General features: G+C 39.8%; 13 protein-coding genes, 3 tRNA genes and 1 riboswitch. Of the genes, 7 read left to right on the top strand and 9 right to left on the bottom strand.

Annotated elements, in window-relative coordinates; all coding sequences use genetic code 11:
* Positions 1-134: 134 nt before the first annotated feature.
* The 4 genes from E4T92_RS06205 to wecA form a co-directional block, all read right to left on the bottom strand.
* Positions 135-211 (bottom strand) — tRNA-Pro (locus E4T92_RS06205).
* A gap of 8 nt (positions 212-219) precedes the next feature.
* Positions 220-295, bottom strand: a tRNA-His gene (locus E4T92_RS06200).
* Positions 296-324: 29 nt separating this feature from the next.
* Positions 325-401: transfer RNA gene (locus E4T92_RS06195), tRNA-Arg, on the bottom strand.
* A gap of 168 nt (positions 402-569) precedes the next feature.
* On the bottom strand, positions 570-1,634 hold the full coding sequence (wecA, locus tag E4T92_RS06190) for a UDP-N-acetylglucosamine--undecaprenyl-phosphate N-acetylglucosaminephosphotransferase (protein ID WP_135093860.1): 1,065 nt from the start codon (positions 1,632-1,634) through the stop codon (positions 570-572).
* Between the two features lie 123 nt (positions 1,635-1,757).
* Between wecA and hemL the strand changes: the two genes are divergently transcribed.
* Positions 1,758-3,041, top strand: coding sequence for a glutamate-1-semialdehyde 2,1-aminomutase (gene hemL / locus E4T92_RS06185; RefSeq protein ID WP_135093859.1), 1,284 nt, complete (start codon positions 1,758-1,760; stop codon positions 3,039-3,041).
* A 195-nt stretch (positions 3,042-3,236) separates the two neighbouring features.
* On the opposite strand, the gene glnD is transcribed toward hemL, so the two are convergent.
* Together glnD and map are read right to left on the bottom strand one after the other, a co-directional pair.
* Positions 3,237-5,828 (bottom strand): bifunctional uridylyltransferase/uridylyl-removing protein GlnD, encoded by a 2,592-nt coding sequence (gene glnD, locus E4T92_RS06180; RefSeq protein WP_135093858.1) that lies wholly within the window; start codon positions 5,826-5,828, stop codon positions 3,237-3,239.
* Between the two features lie 73 nt (positions 5,829-5,901).
* Positions 5,902-6,705 (bottom strand): type I methionyl aminopeptidase, encoded by an 804-nt coding sequence (gene map / locus E4T92_RS06175; protein ID WP_135093857.1) that lies wholly within the window; start codon positions 6,703-6,705, stop codon positions 5,902-5,904.
* Between the two features lie 127 nt (positions 6,706-6,832).
* On the opposite strand from map, the gene erpA reads away from it, so the two are divergent.
* The 3 genes from erpA to mrcB are packed head-to-tail and all read left to right on the top strand — an operon-like array spanning position 6,833 to position 9,901.
* Positions 6,833-7,177 carry an iron-sulfur cluster insertion protein ErpA gene (gene erpA, locus E4T92_RS06170; RefSeq protein WP_077550965.1) on the top strand — a complete coding sequence of 115 codons (345 nt, stop codon included), beginning with the start codon at positions 6,833-6,835 and terminating at the stop codon, positions 7,175-7,177.
* A gap of 1 nt (position 7,178) precedes the next feature.
* Positions 7,179-7,532, top strand: coding sequence for a YacL family protein (locus E4T92_RS06165; RefSeq protein WP_135093856.1), 354 nt, complete (start codon positions 7,179-7,181; stop codon positions 7,530-7,532).
* Positions 7,533-7,537: 5 nt separating this feature from the next.
* The gene (gene mrcB, locus E4T92_RS06160) at positions 7,538-9,901 is read left to right on the top strand and encodes a penicillin-binding protein 1B (protein ID WP_135093855.1); all 2,364 of its coding nucleotides are present in this window, start codon (positions 7,538-7,540) and stop codon (positions 9,899-9,901) included.
* Positions 9,902-10,008: 107 nt separating this feature from the next.
* Here mrcB and ilvN read toward each other — a convergent pair whose 3' ends face one another.
* The 3 genes from ilvN to E4T92_RS06145 form a co-directional block, all read right to left on the bottom strand.
* The gene (gene ilvN, locus E4T92_RS06155; RefSeq protein ID WP_077542278.1) at positions 10,009-10,500 is read right to left on the bottom strand and encodes an acetolactate synthase small subunit; all 492 of its coding nucleotides are present in this window, start codon (positions 10,498-10,500) and stop codon (positions 10,009-10,011) included.
* Positions 10,500-12,224, bottom strand: coding sequence for an acetolactate synthase 3 large subunit (locus E4T92_RS06150; protein WP_135093865.1), 1,725 nt, complete (start codon positions 12,222-12,224; stop codon positions 10,500-10,502). The genes ilvN and E4T92_RS06150 overlap by 1 nt, the downstream gene beginning before the upstream one ends.
* A 264-nt stretch (positions 12,225-12,488) precedes the next feature.
* Positions 12,489-14,009: a Na+/H+ antiporter NhaC family protein gene (locus E4T92_RS06145; RefSeq protein WP_135093854.1), complete on the bottom strand. Its 1,521-nt coding sequence runs from the start codon at positions 14,007-14,009 to the stop codon at positions 12,489-12,491.
* Between the two features lie 57 nt (positions 14,010-14,066).
* Positions 14,067-14,237: riboswitch (Lysine riboswitch) on the bottom strand.
* Positions 14,238-14,439: 202 nt separating this feature from the next.
* Between E4T92_RS06145 and E4T92_RS06135 the strand changes: the two genes are divergently transcribed.
* From E4T92_RS06135 to aroA, 3 genes are all read left to right on the top strand, one after another.
* Positions 14,440-14,847, top strand: a complete 408-nt coding sequence (locus E4T92_RS06135; protein WP_135093853.1) for an H-NS family nucleoid-associated regulatory protein — start codon at positions 14,440-14,442, stop codon at positions 14,845-14,847.
* A gap of 74 nt (positions 14,848-14,921) precedes the next feature.
* Positions 14,922-15,758 (top strand): formyltetrahydrofolate deformylase, encoded by an 837-nt coding sequence (purU, locus tag E4T92_RS06130; protein ID WP_135093852.1) that lies wholly within the window; start codon positions 14,922-14,924, stop codon positions 15,756-15,758.
* Positions 15,758-17,056 (top strand): 3-phosphoshikimate 1-carboxyvinyltransferase, encoded by a 1,299-nt coding sequence (gene aroA, locus E4T92_RS06125; protein WP_135093851.1) that lies wholly within the window; start codon positions 15,758-15,760, stop codon positions 17,054-17,056. The genes purU and aroA overlap by 1 nt, the downstream gene beginning before the upstream one ends.
* Positions 17,057-17,081 lie beyond the last annotated feature (25 nt).

Genomic DNA, 17,081 nt, shown 5'->3' with positions numbered 1-17,081 from the left:
ATAATAATACATCACTTAAAGTAATATGAATTTCTAGTTTCAGCACCTATTAAGACTTCAAAATTAAAATATTTTAATAAGTCAATCAACAAGTGCCCACACAGATTGTCTGATTCGTTGTTAAAGAGCAAAAGTGGTCGGCGAGATAGGATTTGAACCTACGACCCACTGGTCCCAAACCAGTTGCGCTACCAAGCTGCGCTACTCGCCGACATTTGATGGGGTGGCTAATGGGACTTGAACCCACGACAACCGGAATCACAATCCGGGGCTCTACCAACTGAGCTATAGCCACCATAAACTTCGTTTTCATTGCATTGACTCTGGCGCGCTCGACAAGATTCGAACTTGCGACCTTTGGCTCCGGAGGCCAACGCTCTATCCAACTGAGCTACGAACGCGTACTGCGTCGTTGCGGGGCGTATATTAATGATTTCAATATTCCTTGTCTAGCACTTTTTTTTAATTTTTTTCTTGAAAGATAGTTTTTTATTCAATTTGTATAGATTTTGTAAATATTCCGCTCACTTTAAAAACGTTCTACTATTATTTATATACTACTATCCCTACTATATTTTCGCCTTTCTTGCTCTACGTTTCATTCTTCGTACAAAACGAGTAATTCGCCATGCTCTTGTAATGGAATAAACATAAAGAAAGAATAAGACAAAGAATCCAATAAACATCACCCATTCATTAATATAGTAAATTTCACCTAGAATACCAATTGTTGCGCAAATAGCGGACATTAAAGTAATTAAAAGAAAAGCTTGGCGTGATGTCAAACCGGCTCGCACCATTAAATGATGTACATGCAAACGATCCGGTCGAAACGGGCTTTTCCCTTTTCTCAAACGACGGTAAATAATCGCCACCATATCAATCAGCGGTATTGCAATCACCCAAAGTGCCGTGACAGGATTCATTGGATGCCCTTTACCTTGGGTACTTAACAATAAAATCCAAATGATCGTAAAACCCACCAACGTACTTCCTGCATCCCCCATGAAGACTTTGTATTTTGGACCAAACGGAATGCCGAGATTTAACATTAAATAAGGTAGTATTGCAGCAATCAAGGCAAAGCTCCAATGTGCCATATCCATTTGCCCGTCACGAAACATTAAGAGCCCAATCGCTGCAAAGGAGACACAAGATAATCCACCAAGCAACCCATCAATACCGTCAATCATATTAAAAGCATTAATAATCGCAATGGTGGCAAACACTGTAATCACTAGCCCAATAGAACCAAGGGTTAATTGGAAAGGTCCTAAAATTTGTCCAAAATGATCAAGATAAACATTGCCGAGATCGATCATCAAAATAGCCAGCACAGCTTGAATTCCAGCCCGTAAAAAAGGGCTAATATCAAAGCGATCATCTAAGATTCCAATGGCAAGCAACACGAAAATACTAAATAGATATAAATAAGGGAGACGAAGTTGATCCCACTCCATTAAGTAATAACAGAGATTTCCCATAAAAAGGGATACGCCGCCAATTAAGGGAATTGCGCCTTGGTGACGCTTACGATAATTGGGTTTATCCACCAAACCGATTTTATTCGCAATAGGGCGCATAACCATTAAGGTCAGAAATGCACCAAGAAAAGTAACAATAAGACTTAACATAGATTGACCTTCATCATTTTTTGTAAAGGATAACATAAGGAAAATTTAGCAAGAAAGATATTTTTAACAAAGCCAGTATTTTTAAGTACAATAGCGTCACTTTTTTATATTCAAGGAAAAACAATGACAAATTCAACCGCACTTTTTTCTCGTGCACAACAAATTATTCCCGGTGGTGTCAATTCCCCCGTTCGGGCGTTTAAAGGTGTAGGAGGAACACCGGTATTTATTCAAAAAGCACAAGGTGCTTATATTTACGACACGGATAGCAAACCATATATTGATTATGTGGGTTCTTGGGGGCCAATGGTTTTAGGACATAACCACCCCACTATTTTAAATGCCGTATTGAAAGCGGCAGAAAATGGGTTAAGTTTCGGTGCACCTACACCTTCAGAAATTGATCTTGCTGAATTGGTTTGCGAACTGATGCCTTCTATTGAAATGGTGAGAATGGTGAGTTCCGGCACAGAAGCAACGATGACGGCTATTCGCCTTGCCCGTGGTTATACCGGTCGGGATAAAATTTTAAAATTTGAAGGTTGTTACCACGGCCATTCCGACTCACTTTTAGTCAAAGCAGGTTCCGGAGCCCTCACACTCGGTCAACCAAGTTCTCCGGGCGTTCCTGAAGATTTTGCCAAACATACCCTTACTGCCGAATACAACAATTTAGAGTCGGTTAAACAATTATTTGAACAATTCCCCGATAGTATCGCCTGTGTGATTATTGAGCCTGTTGCGGGTAATATGAATTGCATTCCACCTAAAGCCGGTTTCTTGCAAGGCTTGCGTGAACTTTGTGACAAATATGGCGCACTTTTCATCATTGATGAAGTGATGACGGGGTTCCGTGTGGCACTTGCAGGAGCGCAAGCTTATTATGGTGTTACACCTGATCTCACCACGCTTGGGAAGGTTATTGGCGGGGGAATGCCTGTGGGAGCTGTAGGCGGGAAAAAAGCTGTCATGGAATATCTTGCGCCAACAGGCCCGGTTTACCAAGCGGGGACCTTATCCGGTAACCCTATCGCCATGGCAGCCGGTTTAGCTTGTTTAAATGAATTAAAAATGGCGGGGAACGAACAAAAGCTCGCTGAAAAAACCGAAAAACTTTGTTTAGGTTTAAAAATGTTGGCAGAAAAACACAAGGTTCCATTTGTCGTCAATTATGTAGGTGGAATGTTCGGTATTTTCTTTACCGATCAAAAAGAAGTAACCTCTTATGCCGAAGTCATGAAATGTGATACGGAAAAATTCAAAATTTTCTTCCATAAGATGCTTGATTTGGGTGTCTATCTTGCCCCATCAGCATTTGAAGCCGGCTTTATGTCTCTTGCTCATACCGATAAAGACATTGCCAAAACACTGGAAGCGGCCGATATTGCTTTTGCTTCCCTTCGCTAATCCTCAAAAGTGCGGTCAAATTTCACCGCACTTTTTTCTTATTTCGGTATTATGTCGCAGTTGCGCAAATCTGTTTTTAGGGTAGGGACGTACTGAGTGTGTCCGTATTTCAATATGTTATAAGCGGACACACGCAGTGTGTCTCTACATATCATTGAAATTTCTACTTTTGTACATTTGCTACATAATACCGTCCTATTTAATCTTTTGCTCAATAACCTGACGCAGTGTTTCTCTTTCTTCCAATGTTAAGGCTTTATTGTCTTTATTTTTTAAGATGAAAAAATCTTCCGCTTTTTCACCTACCGTTGTAATTTTAGCATTCAGCAAATTTAGCTGAAGATCATTGAAGATTTGACTCACCTCTGCCAATAAGCCCGGTTTATCCAATGCAATCAATTCCATTTCCGTATGCTCCGTTTTATTTTCATGTAAAAAACGAACATCTGTTTTCACACTGAAATGCTGTAATTGGCGATTGGAAACCATTGAGGATAACAACGGTTTTTCACTTTGTAATACTTTTGTCAGCGCCCCTTCTAATTCACGGCGACGATCAAATTTGACTAAATTGCCGTTAAGCTCTGTAATGATAAAACTGTCGAATACGTAGCCATCTTGTGCCGTGATAATTTGCGCATCATGGATACTGAATTTTTTCGCCCCGATGGTCGTCACCACTTTATTAAATAAGTGTGGCTGATCCTGGCAATAAATAAAAACTTCTGTTCCGCCAAGAGAAAAACGATTTGTCACTTTCACCAGTAATTCACCGGAAAAATCCACCAACAATGCCGTATGTCCCGCAATTTGTTTAGGCGTATTACGTAGAAAATACTCCTCAGGGCAACGCCCCCATAACTGCCGAACGGCTTCTTCAGAAACAGAAGGAAAAGATGAGTGCAAGATTTGCCATGCCAAGCGGCGATTTTCTTCTGATTTTTCTGAGTAATCCAATAATTCCACCATACCCTGACTGAATTGCTGTTGAGTAAAATGATACAAAGAAGAAAAAAGCGATCGCTTCCAACTATTCCAAAGGGTGCTGTTAGTGGCACAAATATCTGCAACTGTGAGGCAGGTTAAATAATCTAGTCGAACTTGATTCTGTACCTCTTCCGCAAACTTCATCACCACTTCCGGATCATAAATATCACGCCGTTGTGCGGTAACGGACATAAGCAAATGTGCCTTCACCAACCAACTCAAGGTATCCGTTTCACGTCGATCAAAACCATGTAATTGGGCAAACTCCATCACATCTACCGCACCAAGTTCTGCATGATCGCCTCCTCGCCCTTTCGCAATATCGTGAAATAATGCGGCAATATACAACAAAGTGCGGTCAGAAAATTGGCTAAATAAACGATGACAAATAGGGTGCTCAGCGGCATTTTCTTCAAATAAAAAACTTTCCAGTTTTAACATGACCCGTAAGGAATGCTCATCTACTGTATAAATATGAAACAGATCAAATTGCATTAATCCTTCAATTGCCTGCCATTGGGGAAGATAAGCCGTCAGGACACCATATTGATGCATAGGAACAAAAGCTCGAGAAATGGCATTTTTCTGATTAAATAAACGTAAAAATTTTTCACGTGCGGCGGGAATTTCACACAATTTTTGTGGTAATTGTTCTAGTGCAAGGCGCAGCCTACGTAAGGTTTCGGAATGAACCGTTGCTTGTTCAAACCGGGTTAAATAAAAGAATAAATCAAGAATACGTTCAGGTTGTTCAAAAAATAAATTCGGCTTACGTAAGCATAAACGTTTATTTATCAGCTCAAAATCATCATCTAATTGATGAATAAAAATATCATAATGTGGTGATAAAAAATGCTCTCGGTAATGCTGAATCAGAAGATTGCTGATAAGGGAAATACGCTGTAGCGACTGAAAAAACTGCTTCATCATTTTTTCTACGCCTTGATTTCCTTCTCCTTTGAAACCCAGTAATTCACTCACTTTGATTTGGCGATCAAATAATAAGCGATTGTCATAGCGTTTCAAAATAAGATGCAAAGCGAACCGTATTTTAAACAGAAATGCCCGACTTTCTTGTAACTGTTGATATTCTTGCGGATAAATAAAACCGCTTTTTAAAATTGTCTCCAAGGTCTGAGCCCCTGTATGACGCAATGCCACCCAATACAACAAATGCAAATCCCGCAAACCACCGGGGCTGTATTTAATATCCGGTTCAAGATTGTAACTCGTGTTGTGATAACGCTGATAACGTTCGGTTTGTTCTTGCACTTTCGCATTAAAAAAGGCTTCTTTTGACCAAAAATTATCGGCTTTCACCCGTTCACAAAGCGATTCAAAGTGCGGTCGGTTTCCCGCGAGAAATCTGGCTTCAAACAAATTAGTGGCAATCGTAATGTCTTCCCGCCCTTCACTCTCACATTGTGCCAGCGTACGTACTGAATGTCCGACTTCAAAACCACAATCCCATAAAAACTGAACAAATTGCACGACCTTTTCTTCTATTTCGACAGACATAATTTGTGCAGTGAGAATTAAGAAATCTAAATCTGACAGTGGAAACATTTCCCGCCGCCCATAGCCACCAACGGCAATGAGAGAAAGTTGAGGTTGTTTATCCAACCCAATTTGAGTCCATAGCCGTTGCAATAAAGCATCATAAAAATCCGTGCGATTTTCGATCAATTCGAAAACAGAATATTGTGAAAAATTATTCAGCTCAAATTGTTTAAGATTTTCACGCTGAATTTTCACCGCACTTGGGGTGAGGGGAGAATGAATATCAAAAGGGAAAAGCATAACGATCTCAATTAAATTTATTTGATATACATTATAAAAGGAAAGCCCACCAAAGTGGGCTTTCATAATTAATTTAAATATTCACCATAAGACGTTGAATCCGACCTTCTTGAATTTCTTCATCACGAATCGTCATCACTTCACAGCCGGTTTCTGTCACCACAATTTGATGCTCATATTGTGCAGAATGGCTACGATCTTTGGTTTTCACTGTCCAACCGTCCCCCATTACACGCACTTCTTTCTTACCGGCGTTAATCATCGGTTCAATGGTAAATACCATACCCGGTTTTAAAATCACCCCACCATCATCGGCATAATAATGTAACACTTGCGGATCACAATGGAATTCTGTACCAATACCATGTCCACAATATTCCCGTACCACGCTAAAACCTTGGCTTTCCGTATATTTTTGCACCGCTTTGCCGATTTCATTTAAGCGAATACCCGGTTTTACCGTACGTAAACCAACATAGAGCGCCTCTTGTGCCGCGTCCACTAATTTTTGGCTACGAATATTGGTTTCTCCCACAACATACATTTTTGAGTTATCGCCAAAATAGCCATCCTTTATCACCGTCACGTCAATATTGACAATATCACCATTTTTCAGCACTTTGTCCGAACTTGGAATACCATGACAAACCACCTCGTTAATAGAAATACAAGTTGCCTTAGGAAAACCATGATAATTTAGGCAAGCCGGAATCACTTTTTGTTCATTGACCATATACTCGTGGCAAATACGGTCCAATTCCCCCGTTGTAACACCTGCTTTAACATAAGGTTCAATCATGACCAATACATCTGAAGCCAATTTACACGCTTCACGTAATTTTACAATTTCTTCTTCAGTTCTTAATGGAATTGCCATTTTATTCCTCGCTATTTGAACATAACAATGTTGCGAATTGTAGCACGATTTCCGTGAAAAATCTTGAATGCCTTAGTCGGTTATTGGATAATAGCCCCAATTCAAATTTAGGAAAGTGGAAAATAATATGACAGATAATCTTGCCGTCCCGCTTATATTTACCGATGCGGCTGCCAATAAAGTAAAAAGTTTAATTAGCGAAGAAGAAAATAACAATCTTAAACTCCGTGTTTATATCACCGGTGGGGGTTGCAGCGGTTTCCAATATGGTTTTACCTTTGATGAAAAAGTAAATGAAGGTGACTTAACTATCGAAAAATCCGGTGTACAGCTTGTGATTGACCCAATGAGTTTGCAATATTTGATCGGAGGTACCGTCGATTATACGGAAGGCTTAGAAGGTTCCCGCTTTATCGTCAATAACCCAAATGCCTCCAGTACTTGTGGTTGCGGATCCTCTTTCAGTATTTAATATGGATTTTCAATTTACTTCTCACTTGGGCAATATTACGGCTAAATGTTCAATGGAACACATTGCCCTTGCCAATTGGTTCAATACGGAAGTGCGGTCAAATCCACAAGCGATTTTGACCGCACTTTCTACCGCCCAGCAACTAACTGAGAATCAAGAAAGCCGCTTGATTGGTGCCGAATATACGCTCTTTTTAAATGCTGATGAAGTGATGGTACGTGCCAATAACCTAATGATGGAATCCGATGAAATCTTAGAAGAGGATTTCCATTACTATGATGAAGAAAGTATCGCCTTTTGTGGCACGACTGATTTTATTCATTTCCTTAAATCCTACCTTGATTTTATTGCATAGCCACAATGACCGCAGAAAACAACAAACAAGAAAAAAGCCAAGAATTGAAACCAAGCAAGCGTCATGCTTGCAAAATATTTCTATTCAAAGCCGGATTCACAACAGCTGTACTCGCGGCTTTTTATGGCGGCTATTTAGATTGGCAAATTCAAGCCAAAATGGACGGGCAAATTTGGCGTTTACCCGCTGAAGTATATAGCCGAATTGAAAGCGTCAAAATTTCCGATGACCTCAGTTTTGATGAGGTCGTTCAAATTTTATTGGATAATGAATATCGCCAGACCACGATGGTTGCCGCTCCCGGCGATTTCAAATTGGAAGATAATACGATAGTTATTTTACGCCGTGCCTTCCCTTTCCCCGATAAACCGGAACCGCAGCGAGTATTACGCTTGCGTTTTACAGACAATAAATTAAGTCGAATTGAAGATCTTGTCACTGTTCAAGCTATTGATGAATTTCGTCTTGCGCCAAAACTTATCGCAATGTTGGAATCAGACAACGAAGATCGTCTTGCCATTCCTCTGCAAAATTATCCTCGTTTACTAATTGATGCGCTCATCTTAACGGAAGATCGCCGTTTTTATGACCATCACGGCATTAATCCCATTGGGATTATGCGCGCATTGATCACCAATATTCGTGCCGGTCAAACGGTACAAGGCGGTAGCACATTAACCCAACAATTAGTTAAAAATCTTTTTTTATCTAGCGAACGCACCCTTGCCCGTAAAGCTAACGAAGCGATCATGGCACTGATTTTAGATTGGCGTTACGATAAAAATCGTATCCTCGAAACCTATCTTAATGAAATTTATCTTGGGCAAAACGGCAATACGCAAATTCACGGTTTTGAACTTGCTAGTCAGTTTTATTTCGGCCGTTCGGTTCGTGAAATCAGTCTCGATCAGATTGCTTTACTCGTAGGGATGGTAAAAGGCCCTTCTCTCTTTAATCCGTGGCGAAATCCTCAAAATGCCCTTAAACGCCGTAATGTCGTGTTAAAACTAATGCTCGATCATCAAATGATTGGTGATGAACTTTACGAATTACTTAGCAACCGCCCTCTTGGCGTGCAGACTAAGGGGCAAATTTCACGTAAATATCCTGCTTTTATTCAAACATTACGAACAGACTTACGCCGTCTAGTGGGTGAACATAAAAGCGCTAGCCTACTTGGTGCGCGTATTTTCTCAACCATGGATCTCAAACAGCAGGTACAGTCGGAAAATGCCGTGGTCAATACGGTTTCTAAATTACAGGTGACAACGAAAAATCCTTATTTAGAAGGCGCAATGATTGTGGCAGATTATCGTACCGGTGAAATTCGCTCCGTTGTCGGTGGATTACAAACCCAATATGCCGGTTTCAATCGGGCATTAATGTCGAAACGTCAAATAGGATCATTGGTCAAACCTTCTATTTATTTGACCGCACTTTCTTATCCTGAGCAATTCCGTCTCAACACGCCGATTAATAATCAACCGATTACTATTAACGTAAAAGGTAGCCCACCTTGGCAGCCGCGTAACTATGATCGTAAATATAGCGGTTCGGTCATGCTGATGGACGCCCTTGCCCGTTCTTTAAATATTCCGACTGTTAATATTGGTATGAAAGTGGGTTTAAATAAGGTAATTGATACACAAAAAGCGATGGGTTGGGATAATGTAGCAATCCCTAAAGTGCCGGCAATGTTACTTGGTTCTTACGCTATTTCCCCTTACGATGTGACGAAACTCTATCAAACCATCGCCAACCAAGGTGGAAGAATTGATTTAACTACCGTGGATAGCATTTCAGATCGCCAAGGTAATCTAATTTATCTGCATAAAAAAGAGGCTGAACAAGTCGTCTCCCAAGAAGCGGCCTTCCAAACCTTATTTGCGATGCAACAAACCGTGGAACGAGGCACTGCGCGCAGTTTACAAAATGACTATGCGAATCTTCATTTAGCCGGAAAAACCGGTACCACAAATGACGCACGTGATACATGGTTTGTCGGTATTGACGGACGAAATGTGAGTACCATTTGGCTCGGGCGTGATGATAACGGTGAAACTAAACTGACCGGCGCATCCGGTGCACTACAAATTTATAAAGACTATCTCAATCGTGTTTACATTGAAAAATTAAAACTGCAAAAGCCCGCGGCGATAAAATGGGTTGGGATTAATCAATATGGTAGTTGGGATTGTGGCAGTAACCGTGCTATTCCTGTATGGGCAAATAAAGGGCAGAGTTTTTGCAGTACCTCAACTACTATGCCATCTTATGATACAGCTCCCCGCCCTACGCCAACTGAACCCCGAGGCAGTTTATGGGATGTCTTAGATAATGCGCCGATCAAGGAAGCGAAACCTGAATAATGAAGTGATTTTTAAAAATCCAATCATTAAGGACGCCAAGCTGCGTCCTTTTAATCATATAGTTATGATAGCCATGAAAATGCGGAGAAAATCAACCGCACTTTTTCCTAGAGAATATTTTTCTCTCCACGTGATAAACTGATCAAACCTGAACGAACAATTTCCAACAAAGTGGTTTCTTCTTTCACCGCTTTAACAAAAGCATCAAGTTTATCTTTCGTCCCTGTTAATTGAACGGTATAAGATTTAGGCGTAACATCCACAATCTGACCGCGAAAAATATCGGCAAGACGTTTAATTTCATCACGTGATGCGCCTGTTGCACGTATTTTTACCAATAAAACCTCACGTTCAACATGTTCGTGATCACTGAGATTAATCACTTTAAAGACATCCACAAGTTTATGCAGTTGTTTTTCAATTTGTTCAAGAACTTGTTCATCGCCTACGGCTTCAATGGTCATCCTTGATAAAGTGGGATCATCCGTTGGGGCAACAGTCAGGCTTTCAATATTAAATGCCCGTTGAGAGAATAAACCGACTACGCGCGATAATGCGCCGGATTCATTTTCTAATAAAACAGATAATACTCTACGCATTATGCTTTCTCCTCTTGAGGTTTGCTTAAAATCATTTCATTCATTGCGCCACCACGCACTTGCATTGGATAAACATGTTCACTTTCATCAACATTAATATCGACAAAGACGAGCTTATTTTTAAGTTTAAATGCCTCTTCTAATTTGCTTTCCAACTCATCGGGTGTAGCAATCTTAATTCCTATGTGTCCATAGGATTCTGCCAATTTCACAAAATCCGGAAGAGAATTCATATAAGTTTGCGAATGCCGTCCCGAATAAATCAAGTCTTGCCATTGTTTTACCATGCCTAAAAAATGATTATTCAAACAAATAATGACAATAGGAATACCGTATTGTGTTGCGGTGGATAATTCCTGAATATTCATTTGAATGCTACCATCCCCCGTCACACATACTACCGTTGCGTTTGGTTGCGCAAGTTTTACCCCCAATGCAGCAGGTAAACCAAAGCCCATCGTGCCTAACCCACCAGAATTGATCCAGCGACGCGGTTGATTAAATGGGTAATGCAATGCCGCAAACATTTGATGTTGTCCAACATCCGAAGCGACATAAGCCTCACCATGAGTAATACGGTAAACGGCTTCCATCACTTGTTGAGGTTTAATCACACCTGAAGTGCGGTCGAAATCCAAGCAGTTTTTGGCTTTCCACTCATTAATTTGTTTCCACCAGTCTTCAAGATGATTTTGTGGGCAATTCCCCCCCTCTTCACCTAATAAACCTAAAAATTCATCTAAGATATTTTTGGCATTGCCAACAATGGGGATTGCCACTTGGACATTTTTAGAAATAGATGTCGGATCAATATCAATTTGAATGACTTTCGCATTTGGACAATATTTTTCAAGATTGTTGGTCGTACGATCATCAAAACGTACCCCAATACCCAAAATTAAATCGCTTTCATGCATCGCATTATTGGCTTCATAAGTCCCGTGCATACCAAGCATACCTAGGAATTGTTTATCCGTACTCGGATAGACACCTAATCCCATCAGCGATGCGGTAACCGGTAAATTCAAACGTTGAGCAAATTGGGTTAATGCTTCATTACATTCTGCGGCAACCGCCCCTCCGCCTACGAATAACACCGGTTTTTTTGCCACTAATAAGGCTTTGAGCGCTTTTTTAATCTGTCCTTTATGTCCGTTTACCGTTGGGTTATAAGAACGCATTTCAACAGATTTTGGATATTCATAAGGAAATTTATGATTCGGGTTTACCGTATCTTTTGGAATATCTACCACAACAGGACCAGGACGACCGCTTGAGGCAATATAAAAGGCTTTTTTGATTGTTTCCGGAATATCTTCTGCTTTTTTGACAATAAAACTGTGTTTTACCACTGGGCGTGAAATCCCCACCATATCACATTCTTGGAATGCATCACGACCAATTAAATGGCTCATTACCTGCCCTGAAATCACTACCATAGGAACAGAATCCGCATAAGCAGTCGCGATACCGGTGATGGCATTCGTTGCACCTGGGCCGGATGTCACCAACACACAACCCACCTTGCCCGTTGCACGCGCATAACCATCTGCCATATGAACAGCGGCTTGTTCATGACGTACAAGAATATGCTCAATACCACCAAGGGTATGAATCGCATCATAAATATCAAGCACTGCCCCCCCAGGATAACCAAACAAATACTCTACGCCTTCATCACGTAGTGATTGTACTACCATTTCTGCACCGGATAATTTTTTCATCATTCACTCCTAAAATTGACCGCACTTTCCATTACTAATAATAGAGCAATCGTTTGCTCAATCTCTTTCATCATACTAAGAAAAAAATCTTTGTCTAGTCTCCTAAAAACACAAAAAACTCATTAAATCAGAATTAATAACTAATAATTCATAAAAATATAGCATAAAGAAAAACCACGCATTTAAAAATCAAAAAAAATGCGACATTAAGCCGCATTTTATAAAATATAATTTTTATTTAATTATTTGAATAAAACTAAATTTTTAACGTTTTTTTACAATAAAAACGAGTACAGCTAGAAATATTGCGGTTGCAATAAAACCGGCAACGCCTGATTTCGTAAAGCCAACAACGATATAACCGACGCAAGTCGCTGCTGCCACACTTAAGGCATAAGGTAACTGTGTTGTTACATGATCCATATGATTACATTTTGCCCCTGTGGAGGATAAAATCGTAGTATCCGAAACCGGTGAACAATGATCACCACATACTGCGCCTGCCATCACAGCAGAAAGGCAAGGTAACATCAACTCCGGCGCAGCATTCGTTGCCATCGCCGCGGCAATCGGTAACATAATACCGAACGTCCCCCAACTTGTACCGGTTGAAAATGCCATTGCAGCACCGAGAATAAATAAAATAACCGGTAAAAATTGAACAGGGATACTGCCCGAAACCAAGGAAGATAGGTATTTGCCCGTTTGCATATCACCCACAATTTTATTGATTGTCCAAGCAAAAAATAAAATCGCAATCGCACCAAGCATAGATTTAATGCCTAATCCCCAACTCAGTACGTATTCAGAAAAACTCACTTGGCGATCTAACATAATTAAAATTGAGGAAATAATAACCGCACTGACGCCACCAACAACGAGAGAACCCCCAACATTCGTATTTTCAAAAGCACCTAACACAGAAAATGACGAATCTGCTTCAGCAAGAGCTTGTCCACCGGTATACATCATCATTGAAACCGTAGCGACAATTAAAACTAAAATAGGGAAAACAAGATTCCGAACATGACCTTTTACGCCGGATACTTCTTCCTGCTCATGATTTTCTCGTGCTATTGCCGCTTTTTCATGACGAGCCATGGAACCAATATCAAAAGAAAAATAAGCCACAAAAAACACCATTAATAGGGCAAAAATCGCATAGTAGTTCATTGAACTCATTGCTACAAATGCCCCCATCGGCGTATATTCAGTAATGGAGTAAGTGGTAAGTAAACCTGCGACTAGAGTGATGATATAAGCTCCCCAGCTTGAAACAGGCATCATCACGCACATGGGTGCGGCTGTTGAATCTAAAATATATGCCAATTTAGGACGGGAAACTTGAAAACGATCCGTCACAGGACGGGCAATTGCCCCCACTGCAAGGCTATGGAAATAATCATCAATAAACGTGATAAAAACCAATGATGCGGCCAATAATTTTGCCCCACGACGATCCTTAATACGTGATTGAGCCCATTCTGCAAAAGCACGATTACTACCTGAAACGGTTAAAAGTGCGGTCAAAATGCCAAGCAAAATTAAAAAAAGCACGATGTTCATATTTGAATTAATTGCCCCCTCACTATACACCAATGAGACAATGTTATCTTTCAAATAAGTTAATGTCGGTAGAATTGAGACCTCATTGAGCATCAAAGCCCCCACTAAAATACCGGCACTTAAAGAGATTAATACACGGCGTGTCGAGATAGCCAATACAATCGCCAATAAAGCGGGAAGGATAGACCAAATTGAAGAAGAATAATCGATAAGTTCCATTATGTTATACCTAAAAATAATGGAGACAACGGCAGAAAATAGACTTGAAATGACTAGCCTAACCGTAGCGCTCCATAGTTAATCACTATGACAGTAACGTTCCTTTCAGATACGTTACCAACCAGTCAAAATGACTTTTAACTGATTTCGGCAGTGACTCCTTTCTTTTTTCGTCATCGTTATCCACTCAGAAAAAATACTTATAGTAACCGCACCTCTACTTTTATAGGGAATTTAAGATTACAAGAAAAAATGGAAAAGATCTAATAGTTTCTATTAAATAATCTCAGTTAACCTAAATTAAGTACTCAATAATATAAATCTTGCAATATTAGTAAGTCATTTATTTTCTTATTTAATATTTACCTTCTAGATGAGTTTCGTTATTATAATAACCCAATTCATATTGTATATATCACTGAGGTTTACTATGTCTGATTTAATTAAAGCATTTACCAATCTTCGTACTATTCGTTCTGTTGTACGTGATCTTACATTAGAACAAGCAGAAAACTCATTAAAGAAATTTGAAGAGGCAGTTGCAGAAAAACGTGTTCAAATGGAAGAAATGCAAAAAGCTGAAATTGAACGTCAAGCACGTATTGAAAAATATAAAGAATTAATGAAACAAGAAGGAATTACTATAGAAGAATTACAGGATATTATCACTGGTGTTGGTACATCCAGTATTCGCCAAAAACGAGCGCCCCGTCCTGCAAAATATCAATATACCGATACAAATGGAAAACAAAAAACATGGACAGGTCAAGGACGCACACCAAGTGTTATTCAAGATGCATTAAACGCTGGTCAATCATTATCTGATTTTGAAATCTAATTATTCAATTCTCAAGAACCCATATTCCTATGGGTTCTTTTTTCTTTTATTACAATAAATGCAGTATTAATATCATGATTGAAAAAAAAGTACTTCTCACAGATTGTCCGGATGATAAAGGTTTAATCGCAAAAATCACAAATATTTGCTATAAACATCAACTGAATATCTTACATAATAATGAATTTGTTGATTTCGAGACAAAACATTTCTTTATGCGTACCGAACTTGAAGGAATTTTTAACGAAACAACATTACTTGAAGATCTCAAATATAGTTTACCTAAAGGAACAAATTGTCGTTTAATTAGTACACAACGTAAACGCATTGTCATTTTGGTTACAAAAGAAGCCCATTGTCTTGGTGATATTTTAATGAAAAATTATTATGGGGCTTTGGATGTAGAAATTGCAGCAGTAATTGGCAACCATAGCAATTTACAAGAGTTAGTTGAACGTTTTGATATTCCTTTTCATTGTATCAGCCACGAAGGTTTAACGCGTATTGAACATGATAAATTACTTGCAGAAAAAATTGATGAATACGCACCGGATTATATTGTCTTGGCAAAATATATGCGTGTACTCAATCCTAAATTTGTCGAACGTTATCCAAACCGTGTGATCAATATTCATCACTCCTTCCTACCGGCATTTATTGGTGCTAAGCCCTATCAACAAGCCTATGAACGTGGTGTAAAAATCATTGGTGCAACCGCTCATTTCATCAACAATGAATTGGATCAAGGGCCAATTATTATGCAAAATGTCATTCATATCGATCATACCTATAGCGCAGATGCAATGATGCGTGCTGGAAGAGATGTAGAAAAAACCGTGTTAAGCAGAGCACTTGACCTTGCATTACACGATAAAATTTTTGTTTATAAAAATAAGACGGTGGTGCTGTAATGGAAAAAATCACGCTTACACCTATTTGTTCGGTAGAAGGAACCATCAATCTCCCGGGCTCAAAAAGTTTATCTAATCGGGCATTACTCCTTGCCGCACTAGCCAAAGGCACAACAAAAGTCACCAATTTGCTTGATAGTGATGATATTCGTCATATGTTAAACGCCCTTAAAGCACTCGGCGTAAATTATCAACTTTCTGAAGATAAAAGAATCTGTGAAATTGAAGGATTAGGTGGTGCATTTAATATTCAGGGCGGGCTTTCACTTTTTCTTGGCAATGCCGGGACAGCTATGCGTCCCTTAACCGCTGCACTTTGTCTGAAAAGCGCAACAGAAGGTGAAGTCATTCTCACCGGTGAACCTCGAATGAAAGAACGCCCAATTCGTCATTTAGTGGATGCCCTTCATCAAGCCGGCGCAAATGTACGTTATTTAGAAAATGAAGGCTACCCTCCCCTTGCTATTCGCAACACCGGAATGAAAGGTGGAAAAGTAAAAATTGACGGTTCAATTTCATCACAATTTTTGACCGCACTTTTAATGGTCGCTCCGCTTGCAGAAAGTGATATGGATATTGAGATTATCGGTGAATTGGTTTCCAAACCCTACATTGATATTACATTGGCTATGATGAAAGATTTTGGCATAACCGTTGAAAATCAAGGCTATCAGCGTTTCCACATTAAAGGTAACCAATCCTATCTTTCCCCTGGGAAATATTTAGTAGAAGGTGATGCCTCTTCAGCCTCTTATTTCTTGGCTGCCGCAGCCATTAAAGGCAAGGTCAAAGTGACCGGGATTGGCAAAAATTCAATCCAAGGTGACCGATTATTCGCTAATGTATTAGAAAAAATGGGGGCTAAAATTACTTGGGGAGAGGATTTTATTCAAGCCGAAAAAGCGAATCTTCAGGGGATTGATATGGATATGAACCATATTCCCGATGCGGCTATGACTATCGCCACCACCGCACTTTTTGCAACAGGTGAAACCACCATTCGCAATATCTACAACTGGCGTGTAAAAGAAACGGATCGCCTTACAGCGATGGCCACAGAATTGCGTAAAATCGGTGCTGAAGTCGAGGAAGGAGAGGATTTCATTCGTATTCAACCGCTTCCATTAGATCAATTCCAACCTGCTGAAATTAAGACTTATAACGATCACCGCATGGCAATGTGCTTTGCCTTAGTCGCACTTTCAGATACCCCGGTCACGATTCTTGATCCGAAATGCACCGCAAAAACATTCCCAACATTTTTTGATGAATTTGAAAAAATTTGTGTGAGAAATTAGTCACAACGGACGTTTTGCCAATCAC

The sequence above is a fragment of the Pasteurella sp. WM03 genome (genome assembly GCF_004570945.1).
Classification (GTDB): domain Bacteria; phylum Pseudomonadota; class Gammaproteobacteria; order Enterobacterales; family Pasteurellaceae; genus Rodentibacter.
Note: the sequence above shows the minus strand (reverse complement) of the source record. Positions and strands in the feature narration are given on the sequence as shown.